At 29.7% G+C, this 20915-nt stretch carries 25 protein-coding genes; 11 read left to right on the top strand and 14 right to left on the bottom strand.

Annotated elements, in window-relative coordinates; translation table 11 throughout:
- Positions 1 to 6 precede the first annotated feature (6 nt).
- From Q0958_RS02155 to Q0958_RS02140, 4 genes are all read right to left on the bottom strand, one after another.
- Positions 7 to 405, bottom strand: coding sequence for an ACT domain-containing protein (locus tag Q0958_RS02155; protein ID WP_299119021.1), 399 nt, complete (start codon positions 403 to 405; stop codon positions 7 to 9).
- Between the two features lie 80 nt (positions 406 to 485).
- Positions 486 to 716 (bottom strand): ferredoxin, encoded by a 231-nt coding sequence (locus Q0958_RS02150; protein ID WP_150898208.1) that lies wholly within the window; start codon positions 714 to 716, stop codon positions 486 to 488.
- Positions 716 to 1963: a peptidase U32 family protein gene (locus Q0958_RS02145; RefSeq protein WP_150898209.1), complete on the bottom strand. Its 1248-nt coding sequence runs from the start codon at positions 1961 to 1963 to the stop codon at positions 716 to 718. Before Q0958_RS02145 ends, Q0958_RS02150 begins: the two co-directional genes overlap by 1 nt.
- 10 nt (positions 1964 to 1973) lie before the next feature.
- Positions 1974 to 3005: a rhodanese-related sulfurtransferase gene (locus Q0958_RS02140; RefSeq protein ID WP_299119015.1), complete on the bottom strand. Its 1032-nt coding sequence runs from the start codon at positions 3003 to 3005 to the stop codon at positions 1974 to 1976.
- Positions 3006 to 3205: 200 nt separating this feature from the next.
- Here Q0958_RS02140 and Q0958_RS02135 point away from each other — a divergent pair, with 200 nt between their 5' ends.
- From Q0958_RS02135 to Q0958_RS02125, 3 genes are all read left to right on the top strand, one after another.
- On the top strand, positions 3206 to 3700 hold the full coding sequence (locus Q0958_RS02135) for a GNAT family N-acetyltransferase (protein WP_299119013.1): 495 nt from the start codon (positions 3206 to 3208) through the stop codon (positions 3698 to 3700).
- Positions 3701 to 4708 (top strand): aspartate-semialdehyde dehydrogenase, encoded by a 1008-nt coding sequence (locus Q0958_RS02130; RefSeq protein WP_299119011.1) that lies wholly within the window; start codon positions 3701 to 3703, stop codon positions 4706 to 4708.
- Between the two features lie 67 nt (positions 4709 to 4775).
- On the top strand, positions 4776 to 5429 hold the full coding sequence (locus Q0958_RS02125) for an HD domain-containing protein (RefSeq protein WP_299119008.1): 654 nt from the start codon (positions 4776 to 4778) through the stop codon (positions 5427 to 5429).
- Positions 5430 to 5549: 120 nt separating this feature from the next.
- Here Q0958_RS02125 and Q0958_RS02120 read toward each other — a convergent pair whose 3' ends face one another.
- The 6 genes from Q0958_RS02120 to Q0958_RS02095 form a co-directional block, all read right to left on the bottom strand.
- Entirely contained in the window at positions 5550 to 5939 is a 390-nt protein-coding gene (locus Q0958_RS02120) for a hypothetical protein (RefSeq protein WP_299119006.1), read from the bottom strand.
- Between the two features lie 228 nt (positions 5940 to 6167).
- A complete protein-coding gene (locus Q0958_RS02115; RefSeq protein ID WP_299119003.1) occupies positions 6168 to 7889 on the bottom strand; it encodes a helix-turn-helix domain-containing protein in 1722 nt (573 codons plus the stop codon).
- Positions 7890 to 7892: 3 nt separating this feature from the next.
- Positions 7893 to 8675: an enoyl-CoA hydratase-related protein gene (locus tag Q0958_RS02110; protein ID WP_299119001.1), complete on the bottom strand. Its 783-nt coding sequence runs from the start codon at positions 8673 to 8675 to the stop codon at positions 7893 to 7895.
- A gap of 4 nt (positions 8676 to 8679) precedes the next feature.
- Complete coding sequence (locus tag Q0958_RS02105) at positions 8680 to 10092, bottom strand: ATP-binding protein (RefSeq protein ID WP_299118999.1); 1413 nt, start codon at positions 10090 to 10092, stop codon at positions 8680 to 8682.
- A 50-nt stretch (positions 10093 to 10142) separates the two neighbouring features.
- Positions 10143 to 10610: a hypothetical protein gene (locus Q0958_RS02100; RefSeq protein WP_299118998.1), complete on the bottom strand. Its 468-nt coding sequence runs from the start codon at positions 10608 to 10610 to the stop codon at positions 10143 to 10145.
- 3 nt (positions 10611 to 10613) lie between these two features.
- On the bottom strand, positions 10614 to 11765 hold the full coding sequence (locus Q0958_RS02095) for a DNA polymerase III subunit delta' (RefSeq protein ID WP_299119973.1): 1152 nt from the start codon (positions 11763 to 11765) through the stop codon (positions 10614 to 10616).
- 127 nt (positions 11766 to 11892) lie between these two features.
- Here Q0958_RS02095 and Q0958_RS02090 point away from each other — a divergent pair, with 127 nt between their 5' ends.
- From Q0958_RS02090 to Q0958_RS02075, 3 genes are all read left to right on the top strand, one after another.
- Entirely contained in the window at positions 11893 to 12117 is a 225-nt protein-coding gene (locus Q0958_RS02090) for a FeoA family protein (protein ID WP_235274382.1), read from the top strand.
- Positions 12118 to 12120: 3 nt separating this feature from the next.
- On the top strand, positions 12121 to 14226 hold the full coding sequence (gene feoB, locus Q0958_RS02085; RefSeq protein WP_299118994.1) for a ferrous iron transport protein B: 2106 nt from the start codon (positions 12121 to 12123) through the stop codon (positions 14224 to 14226).
- 214 nt (positions 14227 to 14440) lie between these two features.
- Complete coding sequence (locus Q0958_RS02075; protein ID WP_150898222.1) at positions 14441 to 14929, top strand: DUF3575 domain-containing protein; 489 nt, start codon at positions 14441 to 14443, stop codon at positions 14927 to 14929.
- Between the two features lie 57 nt (positions 14930 to 14986).
- Here Q0958_RS02075 and Q0958_RS02070 read toward each other — a convergent pair whose 3' ends face one another.
- From Q0958_RS02070 to Q0958_RS02060, 3 genes are read right to left on the bottom strand one after another with little or no spacing between them, the layout of a single operon-like run.
- On the bottom strand, positions 14987 to 15442 hold the full coding sequence (locus Q0958_RS02070) for a nuclear transport factor 2 family protein (RefSeq protein ID WP_299118988.1): 456 nt from the start codon (positions 15440 to 15442) through the stop codon (positions 14987 to 14989).
- A gap of 46 nt (positions 15443 to 15488) precedes the next feature.
- On the bottom strand, positions 15489 to 16760 hold the full coding sequence (gene brnQ / locus Q0958_RS02065; RefSeq protein ID WP_299118985.1) for a branched-chain amino acid transport system II carrier protein: 1272 nt from the start codon (positions 16758 to 16760) through the stop codon (positions 15489 to 15491).
- Positions 16761 to 17309, bottom strand: coding sequence for a hypothetical protein (locus Q0958_RS02060; RefSeq protein WP_299118982.1), 549 nt, complete (start codon positions 17307 to 17309; stop codon positions 16761 to 16763).
- Positions 17310 to 17359: 50 nt separating this feature from the next.
- Between Q0958_RS02060 and Q0958_RS02055 the strand changes: the two genes are divergently transcribed.
- From Q0958_RS02055 to upp, 3 genes are read left to right on the top strand one after another with little or no spacing between them, the layout of a single operon-like run.
- A complete protein-coding gene (locus Q0958_RS02055; RefSeq protein WP_299118979.1) occupies positions 17360 to 18136 on the top strand; it encodes an alpha/beta hydrolase in 777 nt (258 codons plus the stop codon).
- A 15-nt stretch (positions 18137 to 18151) separates the two neighbouring features.
- Positions 18152 to 18364: a hypothetical protein gene (locus tag Q0958_RS02050; RefSeq protein ID WP_299118976.1), complete on the top strand. Its 213-nt coding sequence runs from the start codon at positions 18152 to 18154 to the stop codon at positions 18362 to 18364.
- A 23-nt stretch (positions 18365 to 18387) separates the two neighbouring features.
- The gene (gene upp, locus Q0958_RS02045; RefSeq protein WP_299118973.1) at positions 18388 to 19041 is read left to right on the top strand and encodes a uracil phosphoribosyltransferase; all 654 of its coding nucleotides are present in this window, start codon (positions 18388 to 18390) and stop codon (positions 19039 to 19041) included.
- A 2-nt stretch (positions 19042 to 19043) separates the two neighbouring features.
- Here upp and Q0958_RS02040 read toward each other — a convergent pair whose 3' ends face one another.
- A complete protein-coding gene (locus tag Q0958_RS02040; protein ID WP_299118971.1) occupies positions 19044 to 19946 on the bottom strand; it encodes a DUF6427 family protein in 903 nt (300 codons plus the stop codon).
- A 42-nt stretch (positions 19947 to 19988) separates the two neighbouring features.
- Here Q0958_RS02040 and Q0958_RS02035 point away from each other — a divergent pair, with 42 nt between their 5' ends.
- Together Q0958_RS02035 and trmB are read left to right on the top strand one after the other, a co-directional pair.
- Positions 19989 to 20207 (top strand): hypothetical protein, encoded by a 219-nt coding sequence (locus tag Q0958_RS02035; protein ID WP_299118969.1) that lies wholly within the window; start codon positions 19989 to 19991, stop codon positions 20205 to 20207.
- Between the two features lie 12 nt (positions 20208 to 20219).
- On the top strand, positions 20220 to 20891 hold the full coding sequence (gene trmB, locus Q0958_RS02030; RefSeq protein ID WP_299118967.1) for a tRNA (guanosine(46)-N7)-methyltransferase TrmB: 672 nt from the start codon (positions 20220 to 20222) through the stop codon (positions 20889 to 20891).
- The last annotated feature ends 24 nt before the right edge of the window (positions 20892 to 20915 follow it).

Below are 20915 nucleotides of genomic sequence, written 5' to 3'. Positions count from 1 at the left end.
ACAAAACTAAAAACTATTAGAAAGATTTGTTAATACTTCGATGGTTTTAGCTTCATCTTTTTTTGCCACAAAAATATGATCGTGATAATAGCCGGCAACAACATTGCAGCTAATGTTGTTTTTTGCAAGTTCTGTTGAAAAAGCAGCTGTGAGTCCTACAGCATCTAATGCAGAATGTATTTTTAAAGTAATCCAAGAAGCTATAAAGCTATATGGTAGATTTAAATTGTCGGCAACAGACTTTTTTAAAACAAGTGTTATACCTTCTTGCTCTTTAAAAAGACTAATAATTTCTTCTTTGTTAATATTAGAAATGTTTGAAACAGAAGTAAAAACAAATTCTCCTTTATTAACAAAAGGTTTCATTTCTTTAATTAAGGTAGTTAAATTATTTTCTCCAGACATTTAAATTATTTAGTATAAAATTACATTATTTAAAATAAAAAAGCTCTCAGAAGAGAGCTTTGATATATAGTAATAAGTATTTAGAGTTGTTTTACTTCTATAATTTTAACTGGACAAGCCTTTTTGGCTTCATATGATGCTTCGTAAATAGAATCATCGTGAGTTTTTATTGTGAAAAAACCTTTTTTTTCAGAAGAATGTAAAAGAACTGATTTTCCGTCTTTTTTCGACATCTGAAATTGTGCTGGAGCTACCTCTACACAATAATTACAACCAATACATTTCTTTCTTTGTAAAGTAACTACTACCATTAGGCTTGTGCAAATTCGGTTTTTACAATTTTATATAACTTATCTGAAGAGCGAATTTTAAAATCTAATTTCATTGTTACTTCATCACCTTTGGTAGCTTTTTCAGCAGGAGCATCATTTACAAACATTTGTTTTAGCTCCATTTCCTTAGCTCCTGTAGTTGGACCTGTAATTAAAATTGTATCACCTACATTTACATCATAAGCTTCAATTTTAAATTCACCAACTTGAGCTTTTTGGAAATAATGAACTCCTTTACCTAAGTATACTTTCTTTTGAGTAGCATGAGAACCTGGTTCTTTACTCCACTCTCCTAATTTTTGTCCTAAATAATATCCATTCCAAAAACCGCGATTATATACTTTTTCTAGTTCTTGCATCCAGCTAATCACTTTCTCTTTATCATAAGTACCATTGGATAAGCTATCAATAGCATCACGATAACATTTAATTACTTTAGCAACATATTCAGGAGCTCTTCCTCTACCTTCAATTTTTAATACTTTAATACCAGCATCGGCAACCTGATCTAAGAAATCAATTGTACATAAATCTTTTGGAGACATGATATACTCGTTATCTAGTTCCATTTCAAATCCTGATTCTTGATCAATTACCGTATATTTTTTACGGCAGTTTTGCTTGCAAGCACCTCTGTTTGCTGAAGAATTGTGAGAGTGTAAACTCATATAGCATTTACCTGAAACAGCCATGCATAATGCACCATGTCCAAAAATTTCTATTTCAAGTAAACGACCTGATGGCCCTTTAATTTCTTCTTTTTCTATTTGTTCGGTAATCTTTTTTACCTGACGTAAACTAAGTTCTCTACTCAATACAACTGTATCAGCAAACATTGCATAAAACTTTACAGTTTCAATATTTGTAATATTTATTTGTGTAGAAATATGAACTTCCATTCCTTCAGCTCTTGCCATAGCAATTACCGCTTGGTCCATAGCGATTACCGCAGTAATATCTGCCTCTTTTGCTCTTTTTATCAATGTTTTTACAATTGATAAATCATGATCGTAAACAATGGTGTTTAAGGTTAGATAAGTACGAACATTTTTCTCTTTACATCTTTGTGAGATTTCTTCTAAATCGTCAAGAGTAAAATTAATAGACGCTCTAGCACGCATATTTAATTGTTCAACACCAAAATACACAGAGTCACATCCATTGTCTAACGCTGCTTGTAACGATTCAAAGTTACCAGCAGGCGCCATCAATTCTATCTTTTGCATTTGTATTTATCTATTTTTTAAACTTTAATGCTTCAGATCGGCCCTTTTTAAAAATCTTGTTGCTGTTGCCTTTACCTCTTCGTAGTTCTTTTTGTTCTTCGTAAGGTAATGCAGCTACTTCTTTACATTCATCTGAACAACATGTGTTCATTTTTTCTCTACAAGAAGCGCATTGGATGAATAATAAATGACAAGCTTGATTTTCACAGTTTACATGCTCGTCACATGGTTCGCCACATTGATGACAATTAGAAATTACATCATCTGAAATACGTTCAGCACGTCTATGATCGAAAACGAAATTCTTTCCTAAGAATTTATTTTCAATTCCTTCAGCTTTTACTTGACGTGTATATTCTATAATTCCACCTTCTAATTGGAATACATTTTTAAAACCTTTATGCTTGTAGTAAGCTGATGCTTTCTCGCAACGGATTCCACCAGTACAATACATTAGTAGGTTTTTATCTTCTTTGTTATCTTTTAAATCTTCTTCAATAATATCTAAAGAGTCTCTGAATGTATCTACATCTGGAGTTACAGCTCCTTCGAAATGTCCTATTTCACTTTCATAATGATTACGCATATCTACACAAACAGTGTTTGGATCTGCTAACATTTCATTAAAATCCTTTGCTGATAAGTGAACTCCTTTATCAGTTACATCAAAAGAGTCATCATTTAATCCATCAGCAACAATTTTATTACGAACTTTTACTTTTAGTTTTAAAAATGATTTATTGTCTTGTTCAACGGCAACATTTAAACGAATATCCTTTAAAAACGAAATAGCATCTAATTGCTCTTTTAATGCTAAAAAGTTTTCTGCAGGAACAGAAATTTGTGCGTTAATTCCTTCATTAGCAACATAGGTTCTTCCTAATACATCTAACTCGTTCCATTCTAGGAATAATTTGTTTCTAAATAAGGTTGGATTTTCTATCTTAAAATATTGATAGAATGAAATTGTTAAACGGTCTTTTCCCGCTTCGTCTATTAATGCAGCGCGTTCACTTGCGCTTAACTTGTTGTACAGTTGCATGCTATACTTTTTTAGTTAAACAAAATATGTTATGATTTTATACAAAATCGCTGCAAAAGTACATAATTTTTATTTTTTATGTTTAAAATAATACATTTAGTATCAAATTGATAGGAATTCAAATTTTTCGGAAAATTTAGTGGTAAAACAGATACAACTAATCTCATTTTTTTGAACCTTTGTACTAGTATTTCAAAGAAATGATACGAAGCGTAACTATAAATGATGCTGAAGCTATAACTAACATTTACAATTACTATGTTGTAAGTCATATTGCTACGTTTGTAGAGGAGCCTGTTTCTGTAACTTACTTTAAAAATAAAATAGAAAAAATAACAAAGGACTTTCCTTGGTTTGTTTTTGAAGAAGATAATAGAATTGTAGGCTATGCACATGGAAATTTTTGGAATACAAGAAGTGCATATGGTAAAACAGCTGAAGTTTCTATTTATTTAGATGTTAATGTTGGAGGTAAAGGAATAGGTTCTCAGTTGTACAATAGTTTAATTAGAGTGTTAATTGAAAAAGGATTTCATGTGTTAATAGGCGGAATATCATTGCCTAATAAAGCAAGTGTTGCTTTGCATGAAAAGTTTGGTTTTACCAAAGTAGCACACTTTAAAGAAGTTGGATATAAGTTTAATAAATGGGTAGATGTTGGTTATTGGCAACTTACCGTAAATAATAATAAATAAATGAGAGTAGCAGTAGTAGGAGCTACCGGAATGGTAGGTAATGTAATGTTACAAGTGTTAGCAGAACGTAACTTTCCTGTAACAGAATTAATTCCTGTAGCATCAGAACGTTCAGTTGGAAAACAAATTGAATTTAAAGGAACAAATTATACCATTGTTGGATTAGAAACCGCTGTTTCTATGAAACCAGATGTAGCGTTGTTTTCTGCAGGAGGAAGTACATCTTTAGAATGGGCTCCTAAATTTGCAGAGGCTGGAACAACTGTAATTGATAATTCTTCGGCATGGAGAATGGATACTACCAAAAAACTAGTAGTACCAGAAATTAATGCTTCTGAATTAACGGAGAATGATAAAATTATAGCAAATCCAAATTGTTCTACAATTCAAATGGTTTTAGCTTTGGCTCCATTACATAAAAAATATGGTATCAAACGTTTGGTAATTTCTACATATCAATCAATTACAGGAACAGGAGTTAAAGCTGTACAACAATTAGAAAATGAATCTAAAGGAATAGAGGGAGAAACAGCATATCCATATCAAATTCATAAAAATGCTTTGCCTCATTGTGATGTTTTTGAGGAAGCAGGTTATACTAAAGAGGAATTGAAATTGGTAAGAGAAACTCATAAGATTTTAAACGACCCTAGTATTGGTATTACAGCTACATCAGTAAGAATACCTGTTGTAGGTGGCCATAGTGAGGCTGTAAATATTGAATTTGATAATCATTTTGAGGTAGAGGATATTCGCAAAATTTTATCGGAAACAGATGGAGTTGTTGTACAAGATGATATTGAGAATAATGTATATCCTATGCCATTCTATTCTGAAGGAAAAGATGAAGTTTTTGTAGGTAGAATTAGAAGAGATTTATCGCAACCAAATAGTTTAAATATGTGGATTGTTTCTGATAACTTACGAAAAGGGGCAGCTACAAATACAATTCAAATAGCTGAATATTTAGTAGCTAATAACTTAATAGGAAAAGAAGTTACAGCTTAAAAGTAATTTGAACATAATTTTTCAAAACCTGTATTTATTTAAATGCAGGTTTTTTATTTTTGAACCTATGAATAGAACGCAAGTTATACAGGATACTATTGAGTTTGTAAAAGAAACTTTGAAAGGAGCAGAGGGAGGACATGATTATTTTCATGTAGAACGAGTATATAAAAATGCATTATTAATTGCAAAGACAGAAAAAGTAGATGAATTCATAGTGGCTTTAGGTGCTTTATTACATGATATTGCCGATAGTAAGTTTTATAATGGGGATGAAACTGTTGGCCCTAAAAAGGCACGAGTATTTTTAGAGTCTCAAAATGTAAGTGAAGAAATAATTGTTCATGTTGAAAAGATTATTCAAAATATATCTTTTAAAGGAGGTAATTTCGAACAAAAGTTCACATCACCAGAATTAGAAGTTATTCAAGATGCTGATAGATTAGATGCGATAGGCGCCATAGGAATAGCTCGTTGTTTTAACTATGGAGGTTATAAAAATAGAGAGTTATATAATCCGAGTATTCTTCCAAATCTAAACATGACCAAAGAAGAATATAAAAAGTCTACAGCACCAACGATAAATCACTTTTATGAAAAACTATTGTTGTTAAAAGATAAAATGAATACAGCTACAGGTAAAAGTATTGCAGCAAAAAGACATGAGTTTATGGAGCAATTTTTACAACAGTTCTATAATGAATGGGACGGAACTGTTTAATTAACTTTTAAGATAGTATCGAATAATCCTGTATTTAAAATATCGCTAATACTAAATTTAATAGTAATTGTGCTATTTCTAAAATGATGGTTGTTATTATAATTATCATGATGTTTGGTTTTATTTAATGATTCCTTTTTTTATTAAGACTACTTTACTTTCGTTTTGGTTAATAAATTCTAACTCTAATAAGTCTATTTCTTTAAAATCTTTTATTTCAGATTCTAATAAAGATTGAATTCTTTTAGCTTCAGCTTCTATTGACTCAAAATTGCAGTCAACTAATTGGTATTCTCCTTTTTCGGTTGAAAGACCATTTTCCCCAAATTGAATTCCTTTTGCATAAATGATTTGGTTAACCTCTTTACAATCGCAATTTTCTTTTAACGTATGGAAAATTTTATCAGACTTATTAGAACTTTTTATAGAAGAAACTACTGTGTAACCAAATAGTCCTCCAAGTAAAAAGAATAAGATGATAATAATTAAAGTTTTTGTTGATTTTTTCATTTCTCAATAAATTTTATATAAGCTTAATTGCTGATACAAAGATTCTACTTTAAAAGAGCCATTCCAAGTAAAGTATACCCAGTTTTAGGAAAATAGGGTTGTGTTTTTGTGGTTTAAACTGTTGTTTTACAGTTGATTGGCTTGTTTTTTGTGAAAGAAAGATATCAAAAATGAAAAAGCCCCAAATTTATAAATTTAGGGCTTTTGTAACGTCTTTTTAATGTTGATTTAAGAAATAGAATTCAATTTTTTGATATAAACAGAAGGTAATAAACCAGTTCTTTTTTTAAAGTATTTGGTAAAAGAATCTGGACTTTTATAACCTATTTCTTCTGAAATTGATTGAATAGAATAGGATCTAAATTTGCTACTTTCTTTTAATTTTAAAATGATGTAATTAATTCTTAAATCGTTTATGTATGTATTAAAGTTTTTCTGATAATGCGCATTGATTACTTTCGATAAATACGAAGTATTTGTTTTTATTTTCTTTGCTACGTTATATGAATTACATTCTTGTTTTAAATAATAATGCTGTTCTTCTATTTTTAGTAAGCCAGCTAAAATCTCATTAAAAGTTTCTTGATTAATATCTGAAGTAGTATTCTTTTCTTCTAATGAAATGTCTTTAGTGTCTACAAGAGTTTGTTGTTTTTCTAAAGATTCTATTTTAGTCAATAATTCATTAAACCTCTTGGTAGTTTTTGCTCTTCTTTTTGATGTAATAAACAAGAAAAGTAGCAAAAGTGCAATGACAAAAGAGCCTCCTATAAGTAAAAGAGAAGTTTTATTTTGTTGCTTTTGTTTAGCTGTTTCTAAATCAGAAATTTTCTTTTTATGAAAAGAGTCTACAATATGTTTTCTGTTTTTTTCTAATGCAGTTTGATTTAAAACATATTTTTCAAAATACTCATTTGATTTTTCAATGTTTCCAGCTTTTTTATAAATTTTAGCAAGCTTTTTATAGTCTTCTACTAAATTGAATTCTTTGGTTTTGTTTTTTATTTTGTCAATACCTTTAAGCATTATAGCTATTGCTTTATCATAGTTTTTTAAATTACTATTGGCTTCTGCTAATTCTTTATAGTAGTACGTTTCCCCTGAATTTGTATCGTATTTATGACTTAAATCTTTTAATTTTTCTAATACAATTAAAGCTTCTTCGTTTTTATTTTCAGCAATTAAGATTTTACTTTTTTGAGACAAGTAGTTTAATCGAATAACATCATTAATGGTATCTAAGTGTTTTTCAATTCCTTTATTTAAATAAAAGTTAGCTGAATCTAATTTTTTTAGTTTAAGATAAGAGTCACTGATGCTTGCAATAGTGAGTGAGCTATTGAACTTTCTATTTATTTCATCTATATCTTTTGCAGATTCTAAAAGTTGTAAGCCTTTTTTATATTGTTTTATGGCTTCTTCATATTCTCCTGCAGTATTATTCATTCCGCCAATTAAAACTGGTATTACAGCTTTATAAAAACCTAAGTCTTCTTTTTCAGCAATGGCTTCACCAATAGAATAATAATTCAACCCTATTTTAGTTTCTCCTATGGCAGCATAGCTGTTTCCAAGTTGTACTTGTATTTCTATAGGAGTTATTTTAGCTAAGAGTATGGCTTTTTTTTCTTTCTTGCTAAATTGATACCTGTTGTATAAATCTAATTCTTTTTTATAAGATTTAATAGATGTGTAATGTTCATTAATGAATTGACTTTGTCTAGCAATTCTGTGTAATAGAAGAATTGTTCTAAAGGTATCTTTTTGTTCTTCGGCAAGAACTAACATTTTGTTCATTAAAAGAACTCTTTCTCTACTCCCTTCCTCTACTCTTAAAGAATCAGAAAGTGTTTTTAGACTTTTTACATAGAGACTATCAATAGTTTTTTGTGCAAAAAAACTATAGCTAAAGAGAAAAAGAATTAGAAAAAGAGTTTTCTTTACTGTCATATGTTATGCTCCAGGAAAATTAGGTTTTCTTTTTTCTAAAAAGGCAGTAGTCCCTTCTTTAAAATCTTCTGTACCAAAACATTTTCCAAATTCAGTAATTTCTGTTTCGAAACCATTAATACCGTCTTTAAAATTATCGTTTACAGCTTTAATAGCAGCACTAATCGCAACAGATGAATTTCTCATTATTTTGCTAGCTAATTTCTCAGCTAATGGAATTAATTCTTCTTGTGTTGTAACGTGATTTACTAATCCAGAATTTTTAGCTTCCTCGGCAGAAATCATTCCAGCTGTCATTACCATTTCCATAGCTTTTCCTTTACCTACAAGCTGTGGTAAACGCTGTGTACCTCCATAGCCTGGTATTACACCTAATGATACTTCTGGTAATCCCATTTTAGCATTGTCAGAAGCAACTCTGAAATGACACGACATTGCTAGTTCTAATCCACCACCTAATGCAAATCCATTAACAGCAGCGATTACTGGAGTAGATAAATTTTCTACAAAATCAAATAAAGTTTCTTGTCCTTTTCTGGCTAATTCAGCACCTTCTGCTACTGAGAAATCAGCAAATTCAGAAATGTCTGCACCGGCAACAAAAGCTTTTTCTCCACTACCTGTAATAATGATTGCTTTTATTGAAGAATCATTATTTAAGCTGTCAAAAGCTGTATGTAATTCCTCAATAGTTGCTTTGTTTAAAGCATTTAATTTTTTTGGACGATTAATAGTTATTGTAGCTAATCCGTTAGAAGTATCAACTAAGATGTTTTCGAAATTCATTTGATTATGTTTTGGGTAAAATTACATTAAAAACAGTTCCTATACCCTCAGTTGAGGTAAAAGTAATAGAACCGTCATATGCTTCAATTATATTTTTTATCATTGGTAAACCTAATCCCATTCCACTAGTTTTAGTAGTAAACTTAGGTTCAAAAATTAATTCTTTATTTTTTTCAGTAATACCTTTTCCATTATCAGAAACAGAAATTTTAACGTTATTACCTTCTGAGGTGACTTTTACTTCAACTCTAGGATTTTGTTCGTTTTCTTTTATTGCCTGTGTTGCATTTTTTACTAGGTTGGTTACTATTCTAATCAATTGTGTTTTATCTAGATTGGCAAATAACTCTGTTTCTTGTGGAATGTAATGTATATATCCTTCTGTAAATATGTCTAACGAGTGTTTTACAACATCTACTACATCCAATTTTTCACGTCGTTGTGTAGGCATTTTAGCAAAATCAGAGAATGCAGAGGCAATAGAACTCATTACATCTATTTGCTGAATAAGTGTTTCACTATATTCAGACATTTTTTCTTTAATTTTAGGGTCGTCTGGATTGAACTTTCTTTCAAAACTTTGAACAGAAAGTCGCATAGGAGTCAATGGATTTTTAATTTCATGAGCAACCTGTTTTGCCATTTCTCTCCATGCTTGTTCACGCTCGCTCATAGCTAATTTTACAGCACTTTCTTCTAGTTGGTCAATCATGTTATTATAAGAATCAACCAAAGAATTGATTTCCGAACTAGCAGAGTTTAAAGTGATTTTTTCGTTTCGTTTGTTTAAACGAGTCTCTTTAATTTTTTCTGAAATTGTTTGAATTGATCGCGTAATATAACTTGATAAAAAGTATGCTAATGCAATTGCTACTAAGAACATAAGGATGTATACAAGTGATAAACGAGAAATAAATTCTTGTAACTCCTTTTTTTGTTCTTCGTTATTTTGCGCTATTTGTATTTCAAGTATTCCAATACGTTTAAAGCGTAAATCGTTTATATACGTATAGGAAGATTGGTATGTAATTCCGTTTTTACTTCGGCTTTTTAAAATTTTATGATCAGAATTATTAGCTAATTCCATAGTTATTTCACTAGAAAGAGGCTTATCTTCTACTTTTTCAAAATTATAAGGTTTTGACGATTTTAAAAACCTCCCATCCATACCATACATTGTAATTGTAAGTTTATGAACAGCAGCCATTTCATAAATTCTATCCTGAAAAATTTTAGATAAATTCTCCGTAGTAACTGGATATGTTGTTCTACGTTTTAATTCAATTTCAATAGCTTGTTTTATAGTGGTTTCTTTTCTTCCGAAACGATGAGTGTTATAATCTTTGGTTTGCTCACCATATTGATAAACAGTTACTAATACAATTAAAACAGAAGCCAATAATACAAGAAGTATCATTGACAAAAATATTCGGATACGTAAGGATATGTTGTTAACGTTTAGCAATTTTATTCTTTTATTCTTTTAGTTTTCATAATTAAAGTATCGTCAAATTCACCATCATTATCCCAATCGTACACTGCTTTACCTTCAAAACCTTCTTTTGTTTTAGTTATTTTATACCAAGCTTGAACTTGTTTTCCTAAATAAGGATAGTCTACATACAAACTATCATTTTTTGTTTTCCATTTACCATTAGTTTCTCCTTTTTTTTCACCGTTAGGTTGTTGAAACCAAGCTTTAAAAGTCCCGTCTTTTTTATAAGTAGATTGAGCTCTACCGGTATTAGGGTTGATAAAATTATCTTCAAAAACAGAGGTGCTGTCAGTTTTATTAATTGTTGGCATTTCAATTTTGAGATATTCAGTTTGCCAACTTCCAACCATATAATCGTTTAAAGCAGCTTTTTTTTCCTGTTTACATGCAGCAAAAAGTATTCCGAAAATAATAACCGTAATTATATAAGATGTTCTCATGTTTTAAGCATTAATTTTTTCTTCTTTGGTATGCAAAAGACGAGTTAATTTGATTGATAAATCTAATAAAATAATTTTTGCATTTCCATTTCGTTCAATATGATATAAAGCATCGCTAACTTCTTTCTCTATAGTTAAGATATTTGCACTATTTATAAAAGGAGCAAATTTTTCTAATTTGAAGTTATTCGTTTTTGTTTCTAAAAAAACTAAATCAGGGGTGCCATAATTTAATAATAAGGCTTGTCTAAAGAATTGTAAACAATATTGTAAGAATTGTTTTTGTGTTTCTCTTCCCGATTTTGCAATGGTTTCCGACCAGCCTATTAAGTCTTGAATTACAGCCGCATTACCTTTAGCTTTAAAAGCTGCTCGAATCCAAGTTATAAACCATTCTTCAAAAATTAAATCGTTAGAATTATTGTTTAATAACTGAAGTGCTTTGTTGTAATTACCTTCTGCTTGATAAGCTATTTTTGTTGCTTCATTTTCAGAAACGTTTTCCTGTTGAATTAAAGTATTTGCTATATCAGCACTACTTAATGAAGGGAAATGCAATGCTTGACATCTAGATTTGATAGTATTGATAATTTGTCCTTCATCTTCAGTAACTAATAAAAAGATAGTTTGACTAGGTGGTTCTTCAATAAGTTTTAATAATTTATTGGAGGCAGCTACATTCATTTTTTCAGCCATCCAAATTATCATTACTTTAAAACCTCCTTCGTATGATTTTAGTTGTAATTTTTTTACAATATCTTCAGCTTCATCTACTCCAATTTGTCCTTGCTTATTTTCAACCCCAATATGTTGCAACCAATTAAATAAACTTCCATAAGGTTGTTTTTCAATAAAGTCTCTCCAATCGTTTAAAAATAAATTACTTACTGGATGTTTCTTTACAGAATCATTTGTAGTTACTGGAAAAGCAAAATGTAAATCAGGGTGCTGTAGTTTACTACATTTTAAATTACAAGCCTCGGCATTTGCAGAGGAACTACATAATAAATATTGAGCATATGCAATGGCAGTAGCTAAAGTACCAGAACCTTCTTTACCAACAAAAAGTTGAGCATGAGGTATTCTGTTGTTTTTAACAGATTGTTGTAAATGCTTTTTAATATGTTCTTGTCCGATGATTTGGTCGAAAGTCATAGCACAAATATAAGGTTTCATATACATAGGACAATTAATAAATGAAGCTTGAGCTTATAATTAACAAAGCTTGTTGTTTAGAATTGTTCTATTTTAATATATTTGTAGGTTAATTTATACATGTCGTTTGAATTCAATTGCAACTTTACAAATCGGAGAAAGAGGAATTATATCTGAAGAAAGCCTAGATGTTATACCGTTAAAATTATTAGAAATGGGATGTTTACCAGGTACGGAAGTGGAACTATTACAAATAGCCCCTTTAAAAGACCCAATTTACATTTGTGTAAATGGTAGTCATTTAGCAATAAGAAAAGAAACAGCTAGTAAAATTATAGTTACTAAAATTTAACTGATGAGTAAACGTATTAAAGTAGCATTAATAGGTAATCCTAATACAGGAAAAACATCATTATTTAATCAGTTAACCGGTTTAAACCAAAAAGTTGGGAATTATCCAGGAGTTACTGTTGATAAAAAACAAGGTGTATGTAAATTACCAAATAAACAATCGGCTATAATTACCGATTTGCCTGGTACTTATAGTATTAATCCAACTTCGATTGATGAAAGTATTGTTTTAAAAAACTTATTAACTTCTAATGAAGATGATAAGCCAGAAGTAATTGTAGTGGTTGCTGATGTAGAGAATTTGAAAAGGAACCTACTATTGTTTACTCAAATTCAAGATTTAGAGATTCCAGTAATTTTGGCTTTGAATATGGCTGATCAATTAGAACGAAAAGGAATTTCAATTGATATTGATAGTTTAGAAAAGGAATTACACACAAGAGTGGTTTTAATTTCAGCAAGAAACAATCAAGGAATTGACGATTTAAAAGAAGAAATTGCAAATTATAAAGGGATAACACCATATTCAAACTTTGAAGAAATTTCATCTAGAATTGATGCTGATTATTTTAAAGAGTTATCAGAAAAAAGTCAAAGATTTTCTATTTACGAATTATGGTTAATGTATACCAAGCAATATACATCGTTGCTTTCAAGTAAAGAGGAAGAGGAAATAGAACAGTTTGGTCATGATGTGTCTAAACAGAAAAAGTATCAGCATAAAGAAACGATTTATAGATACCAAAAAATCAATTCGATTTTAAAGAAAACTTATGAGGTAGATAGTTCTAAAGGAACTGATATAAGGTCTAAATTAGATAGTGTTTTTACTCATAAAATATTTGGATATGTTATTTTCTTTGGACTGCTGTTATTGATTTTTCAATCGATTTTTGAATGGGCATCAGCTCCAATGGATTTTATAGACGGCTTGTTTGCTAACATTGCAGAGTTTACTAAATCTAAACTACCAGAAGGTATGTTTACTGATTTACTAACTGATGGAATTATTCCAGGTATAGGAGGCGTTGTAATTTTTATTCCACAAATAGCCATTTTGTTTTTATTCATTGCTCTTTTAGAGGAAACGGGATATATGAGTAGAGTTGTCTTTTTAATGGATAAAATTATGAGACGATTTGGTATGAGTGGTAAAAGTGTAATTCCTTTAATTTCAGGAACTGCATGTGCAATACCAGCAGTAATGGCAACACGTACTATTTCTAGTTGGAAAGAACGTTTAATTACAATCTTAGTTACACCATTTACCACATGTTCTGCTCGTTTACCAGTATATGCAATTTTAATTGCTTTAATTATTCCTAATACTAAAGTTTTAGGCTTTGTAAGTTTACAAGGACTTACATTATTAGGTTTGTATGTTCTTGGTTTTGGAGCGGCAATAATAGCAGCATTTATTTTACATAAAACACTAAAAATTAAAAGTAATTCGTTTTTTGTAATAGAGATGCCAGATTATAAAGTGCCTTCAGTAAAAAATGTCTTTTTAGATGTATTAGAAAAAACAAAAGCATTTGTATTTGGAGCAGGAAAAATAATATTAGCAATCTCTATAGTTTTATGGTTTTTGGCATCGCATGGGCCTTCGTCATTCGATAATATTGAAAAAGACATAGCCCAAAAAACAATGAACCAACAGTTATCAGAGCAAGAGCTAGAACAAAAAATAGCTTCAGCTAAGTTGGAGAATTCTTATATAGGTATTGCAGGAAAAACAATTGAGCCAATTGTAAAACCATTAGGTTACGATTGGAAAATAGGAATTGGTTTAATAGCGTCTTTTGCTGCAAGAGAAGTTTTTGTAGGAACTTTAGCTACTATTTATAGTGTAGAGAATAATGATGAAGATATAACTACAATTAAGGAAAAAATGGCTTCAGAGATAAATCCAGAAACAGGTAAAAGCCGATTTAACTTTGCTACAGGGATATCTTTATTGTTGTTTTATGCATTTGCAATGCAGTGTATGGCTACATTGGCTATTGTTAAAAGAGAAACTAAAAGCTGGAAATGGCCGTTAATACAATTAGTAGGAATGGGAGTTTTAGCATATTTATCGGCATTAGGAGCCTATCAATTTTTAAGTTAATGCAAGAAGTTTTAACATATATAGTTGTTTTACTGGCAGTTGTTTTTTTGATTAAAAAGTTTTTTATAAAATCAAAAAAGAAAAATAATTGTGATACAAACTGCAATTGTTCATAGCTGTAAAATGTTGTTGTAAGTTTTTACCGCATTAAACAATTAATGTATGTTTGTGGTACTATAATTGATAGGTAATTTAAATCAATAAAAAGTAAAAGATGAAAAAAATAATATTAGTTGCTGTGATATTTATCAGCGCATTTGCTCAAGCACAACAAGAGGTAAAAGTTGACATATTTGATGCTTTAGCACTTAAAACCTTAGACGTATCTTACGAGTATTATACAAGCGAACAATCTTCTGTTGGGGTTTCTGCATTATTTAATTTTGAGAAGAGATCAGCAGATTTTAGATACAATGAAAAAAGAATGATTACACCATTTTTCCGTCACTATTTTACAAATAATAGAAACTGGAATTATTTTGGAGAAGTTTTTTTAGGAATTAACACTGGTGAAAGAAAAATTGGAACAAATCAATACAAAGAATATACAGATGGAGCTTTAGGTATAGCTGTTGGATCTAAGTATGTATCTTCAGGAGGTTTTGTTATTGATGTTCATGGAGGTTTAGGTAGAAATATGTTTTCTTCAGATTCAAGATCTATTGTACCAAGAGTAGGTATTAATTTAGGGTATAGATTTTAATAACTCTTTTAAATAAAATAAAAAACCGAACTTAAACTAGTTCGGTTTTTTTATGGATTAATCTATTAAAGAAAATTTAGGTTTTGATTGCCAGATGATATTGATAGACTTCCAGCCATCTTTAGTTTTTACCATATTCAAATAATCTATCCCCCAAACTGCCGTAACCTTTACTACAGCAATTTTATCGGAAACCTCTAAAACGTTTATTTTTCTAATTGAATTTTCATTGGCTCTATTGCCTTTAGCATTCCATTTTTTAGCCAATGCAATTAGTTTATGAAAAGGCATTTCAGATTTATTTGAAAATTTTCCTTTTTTCTTGTCAAACCACCAGCCTACTTTCCTGAGGTCTTTATGAACACTTTTGTAAGCTAAAGTAGTATCAGCTTTGTAAAAAGTATCAATGTAATTATAGGCAGCTTGCTTTACGTCCTTAATTGCTTGCTCTTTCTCTTGAGCAGTGAGTTGAGTTGTAATAAATAAAATGATTAACAAATAAAAAGTTTTCATGACTTTTGGTTTTGTTAAAAATAATCAATTTACTGATTTTTAGATTTTAAACAATTGTTTCTTTTGTTAAGTTAATACCAACAAAACTTAAAATAGCTGGTAATACCCACCCCAAGTGATTATTAGCTAAAGGAATTATGTTTTTTACATCAACTAAACTTTCTTTAGGGACAATAAAACCTAAAAAATCTGGAACACTAAAAATAAAAGTAATTATAACAACTACTCTAAAAACTCTAGCAGATGTATATTTGTTAGGAAGTACATTTAAGATGATTAAAACAATGGTTATAGGATATATAAACATTAATGCAGGTAGTGCAATGTTTATAATATAATGTACATCAAACTGTCCAACTAAAACACCTAAAATACAACTAATAACCGCAGTAATCGTATAAGCCTTTTGCGAATTATTTGTAATTCCTTTAATATAATCTGCTGTACCAGTTATAATACCTACAGCAGTAGTAAAACAAGCCAAGGCTACTAAAATACCTAAGAAAACAGTTCCTATATTTCCTAATGTTTGTGTACTTAATGTATTTAAAACATCTGTTCTAGTAGCATCATTGCTAAAAATACCATTGTGTATAGCTCCATTATAAATAAGTCCAGCATATATAATTAAAAGACCAATACCAGCTATGATACCAGCTTTTGTAATTAACTCTTTTTTAGTTTCAAAAGAAGTATTCTTGTTAAAGTTCATTGAAATAACTAGAATTCCACCTACTACCACAGCTCCAATGGCATCAAAAGTTTGATAGCCTTCAAGAAGCCCACCGACAAAAGGAGAATTAAAAGTAGAAGGATTTGTAGCTACAGGAGCTGTAAACATTCCAATAAATATAATAGCAAGTAGTATTAATATGATTAATGGAGTTAAAAATTTACCTAATAAATTTAAAATTTTGGTTCTATTCATTACAAATAAAAAAACCAATCCAAAATATATTGTACTTGTAATTATTGAGTTGATATCAAAGTATGGTGCTATAGCCATTTCGTGAGTAACAGAAGCAGTTCTGGGAGCAGGTAAAGCAATGGAAATAGTGTATACAATAAAACAATAAATAGTACTGAATAAAGGAGAAACCTTTTTGCCGAAATCATACATAGTTCCTTGTAATTTAGCATGTGCCAAAATTCCTAAAATAGGTATAAAAACAGCAGTTATAAAAAAACCTAGAGTAACCCAAGACCAATTATCTCCAGCATTTTTTCCTAAAAAAGGAGGAAGAATTAAGTTTCCAGCCCCAAAGAACATAGAAAATAAAGCAAAACCGGTAATCAATACTTCTTTTGAGAGTTTCATCTAAATATATTTTTTGATTAACAAATAAACAAAATTGAAAAGAATATAAAGGATACCAATTAAAATTATTATAAACTTAGGTACAGCAAAATAATAGGCTATTGAACTCCAAGTTTGTTTTAGGTTTCCCAATAATAGTTGAATAAGTCCAATATTCTCGATAGCATCAAATAATGCAGTAAAAAACAATGAAAGTATTAGAACTACTCCAAAACTATAAAGCCGTGTATTCTTCCATAAATGAGAGTTGAGTTTATGAATTAAAATAGCAATTAGAGAAGAGTAAGAAATTAAAAATAGAAAATCGAGTCCTAAACTAATACCTGCACTAATTTTTGAAGTTTCATCCCATGAATTGATAATTCTTTCAGAGACTTTTAAATCTTTAGCTAATTCAAAACTAACAATACCATGCTTACATATAGAATTGGTAAGAAAACTATCTAAATAAAGCATACAGATAATTAGAACCATAGTAGAAAAAACAAGCAGGTAGGTAAGTCTGTTTTCTTGAGTTTTAGTTAATTTATTGAAGGGAGAAAGAAGCATTTTTTATAATATAGAATTTTTAACTAGTGAAAGATACATATTTTTGCAGGATGCAAGAATTTATCAATTATAAAAACAGTAAAATAGCATATTCAGATATAGGAAAAGGAGGAGCTATAGTTTTACTTCATGGGTTTCTAGAAAACGCTGCTATGTGGAATGAAATAGCCAATGAACTAAAAAAAAATAATCGTGTAATTTGTATTGATTTATTAGGTCATGGTAATTCTGAATGTATAGGTTATATGCATTCTATGGAAGATATGGCAGAAGCTGTTAAAGCAGTTTTAAAGCATTTGAGAGTTAGAAGGTTTTTTATAATTGGACATTCTATGGGAGGGTATGTTTCTTTAGTTTTTGCAGAAAAATATTCAGATAATATCAAAGGATTGTGTTTACTTAACTCAACATCGCAAGCAGATTCAGAAGAACGAAAAGAAATACGTTTGAAAGCATGTGAAGTAGCACAAAGAAACTATACAGGTTTGATAAAAATGTCTATTGCAAATTTATTTGCAGAAGAAACTAGACAAGAGTTTTTGTTTGAAATTGATGAGGTTAAAAAGGAAGCGTTAAAAACTCCGCTTCAAGGTTATATAGCAGCAACACAAGGAATGCGTCTAAGGAAGAATAAAGAAAATGTTTTGAAGCAGATTGAGAAACGTTTAATTATTTCAGGAGAAAATGACCCTATTATCAATGAGGAATCAATTAGAGAGGAAGCGAAAAGAACAAAAACACCAATTCAGTTTTTATCCAATGGACATATGAGTCATATTGAAAACAAGGATGAAGTTATAAAAATGTTAAAGTCGTTTGTAAAATAATAGCTGGCATTAAACTTGGTTTTTCAAAAGAACTATATAGCTAAAAGGTCTTTAGGAGGAAATTGGTTATTCAATGCACATGTAGGATTAGGATTTGCTAAAGATTTTGATACACCAAAATGGATTGATAGTTTAGCAATCTATCTAGCAGTAGGAGTTAAATTTTGTATGTTGTTTTTTAATAATTTAAAACCCCATCATTCAAGATGGAGTTTTTCTTTTTTGTAATTTCGCAGGAAATAATTTAAAATATGCACATTCATCACCTAGCCCAAGAAAACTCTATACTTAATAAATTTTTAGCAGAAATTAGAGACGTTAACGTACAAAAAGATTCAATGCGTTTTCGTAGAAATATAGAAAGAATTGGAGAGGTTTTAGGTTATGAATTAAGTAAAAAATTATCTTTCGAAAATAAGGATGTTAAAACTCCTTTGGGAATTAAACCAACAAACTTACCAGTTAACAATACAGTTTTATGTTCAATTCTAAGAGCAGGACTGCCTTTGCATAATGGATTATTGAACTATTTTGATGATGCAGAAAATGCTTTTATCTCTGCGTACCGTCATCACCCAAATAATGATGAAGAATTTGAAATCGTAGTAGAATATTTTGCTTCACCATCAATAGATGGAAAAACATTATTATTGGTGGATCCAATGTTAGCAACAGGACGTTCGTTAGTAGCAGTTTATGAAGCCATAAAAAAATATGGAACTCCTAAAGAAATTAAAATTGTTTCAGTGATAGGTTCATCGGAAGGAGTTGATTATATTAAAGAATTCTTTCCAGACGATACTGAATTATGGATTGCTGATATTGACAAAAAACTTAACGACAAAGGATACATCATTCCAGGATTAGGAGATGCAGGAGATTTAGCCTTTGGAACAAAAATGTAATTCTATATAAAATATAGAACAATTGAACATGCTAATGCGGCTATAACAAATAAATCTGCAAACCATCTTTTTTGGAATAATTCCAAACCATTAGCTAGTACTACAGAAATAGGAAAGAAAGAGAATAATAATTCACTACCTACCTTATCTTTAATTAAGAAAATTATAGATAAAGAAATAGTTAGATGAGTTAAAGTTAGTATCCAGTTTTTTCTAAAAGTGTTAAGAACACCTAATGCTTTTGGACTTTTTAACAGTATTGAAGATAATGTTAAAAAGGAAATGAAAATAATTGGGAATAAATATTTAGTATTTAAATAGAAATCCAATTTGTAAGAGAAGTTCCAGTTAAAAAGAAGTTGGAAGTCTTCAGTTTTATCATACCAAAAACAATAAGTAAAATATAAAAAAACAGGACTGCTAAATCCAATAATAGGAATTAGTAATGTTTGATACGTAAAACGCTGATGTAAGAATATAGAAAGATATAATAAAAGAATAAATATGGCAGTATAAGGTTCAATTAAAAAAGAAAACCCAAGCCATAAACCACCATCAAATATTTTATGAAAAACATTCTTTGACGATTGCAAACTATATACTTTACGTAAAAAGAGTAATACAGTTAAACAAGCATAAAAAGTATTGTTAATGTTTAAGGTATCTGGGAAAAACCCCAGAAGAATTACAAAGAATAAAAAAGCATAAGAATTATCAAAAGTGAGTTGATTCTTTGCAATAATGAAATTATAAACAGAAAAAACCACAATAAACCAAAGAAGTTCTTTAAAAAGACCAAAGGATAACTCTTTAGAAAATAGGCTTAAAGAAAAATAAATTAAAAAGAGTGCAAAAAGCACTACGAAATTTACAGGTTTAGATTTACCGAAAAAATTGGCTAACATCGTTTCTTTTTATATTTTTGCAAACGTAAAGATAATCAAGTTATGTTAGGATTAAATATTTTTAGATTAATAGGAGATTTATTTGAAGTATTATTCGTCCCTTTTAAGTGGTTACGATTAGAAGTAGCTAAAGGAGATGCAGGATGGTGGACTTCTAATACCATTAATTGGATTTTCTTAGGAGTCTTATTAGTGTTATTTGCTTATTGGATGAACCAATCAGCTACTTTCTTACGTGAAGGAACTGAAGATAGAGCTTAATTTCTATATACATTGGGAAGTAAAAACAAATTAAAACGTTTCAAAGAAAATGAAACGTTTGCTAATGTACTCCAACCATCAAGGGAAGAAGTAATCAATAATTTTTCTTTAAAAGGAAAATGGAACACTTTTTTTAAGAATGATAATCCTATTGTTTTAGAATTAGGATGTGGTAAAGGAGAATACACTATTGCATTAGCTGAAAAAAATCCAGATAAAAATTTTATTGGTATCGATATAAAGGGTGCTCGTTTTTGGCGTGGAGCTAAAACAGCTTTAGAAAACAACATGGATAATGTTGCCTTTATTAGAACCCAAATAGAATTAGTCGATTACATTTTTGCAGAAAATGAAGTTGATGAAATATGGATTACTTTCCCAGACCCACAAATAAAGTACCAACGTACCAAACATCGTATGACAAATGCTGCCTTCTTAAGAAGATATTACCATATCTTAAAAGAAGGAGGTTTTATGAATTTAAAAACCGATAGCGAGTTTATGCATGGATATACATTAGGTTTGTTACATGGAGAAGGACATGAAATAATACATGCAAACCACAATGTGTATAAAAATGAAGGAGCTCCTGAGGAAGTAACTTCAACACAAACTTTTTACGAAAAACAATACTTAGAAATTGGTAAACCAATTACTTATATCCGTTTTAAATTAAAATACTAGATAAATTCAATTTATAAAGAGTTT

The sequence above is a fragment of the uncultured Tenacibaculum sp. genome, from assembly GCF_947499065.1.
Taxonomy (GTDB): domain Bacteria; phylum Bacteroidota; class Bacteroidia; order Flavobacteriales; family Flavobacteriaceae; genus Polaribacter.
The sequence above is the reverse complement of the archived record's forward strand: the minus strand, read 5'-3'. Positions and strand labels throughout refer to the sequence as shown.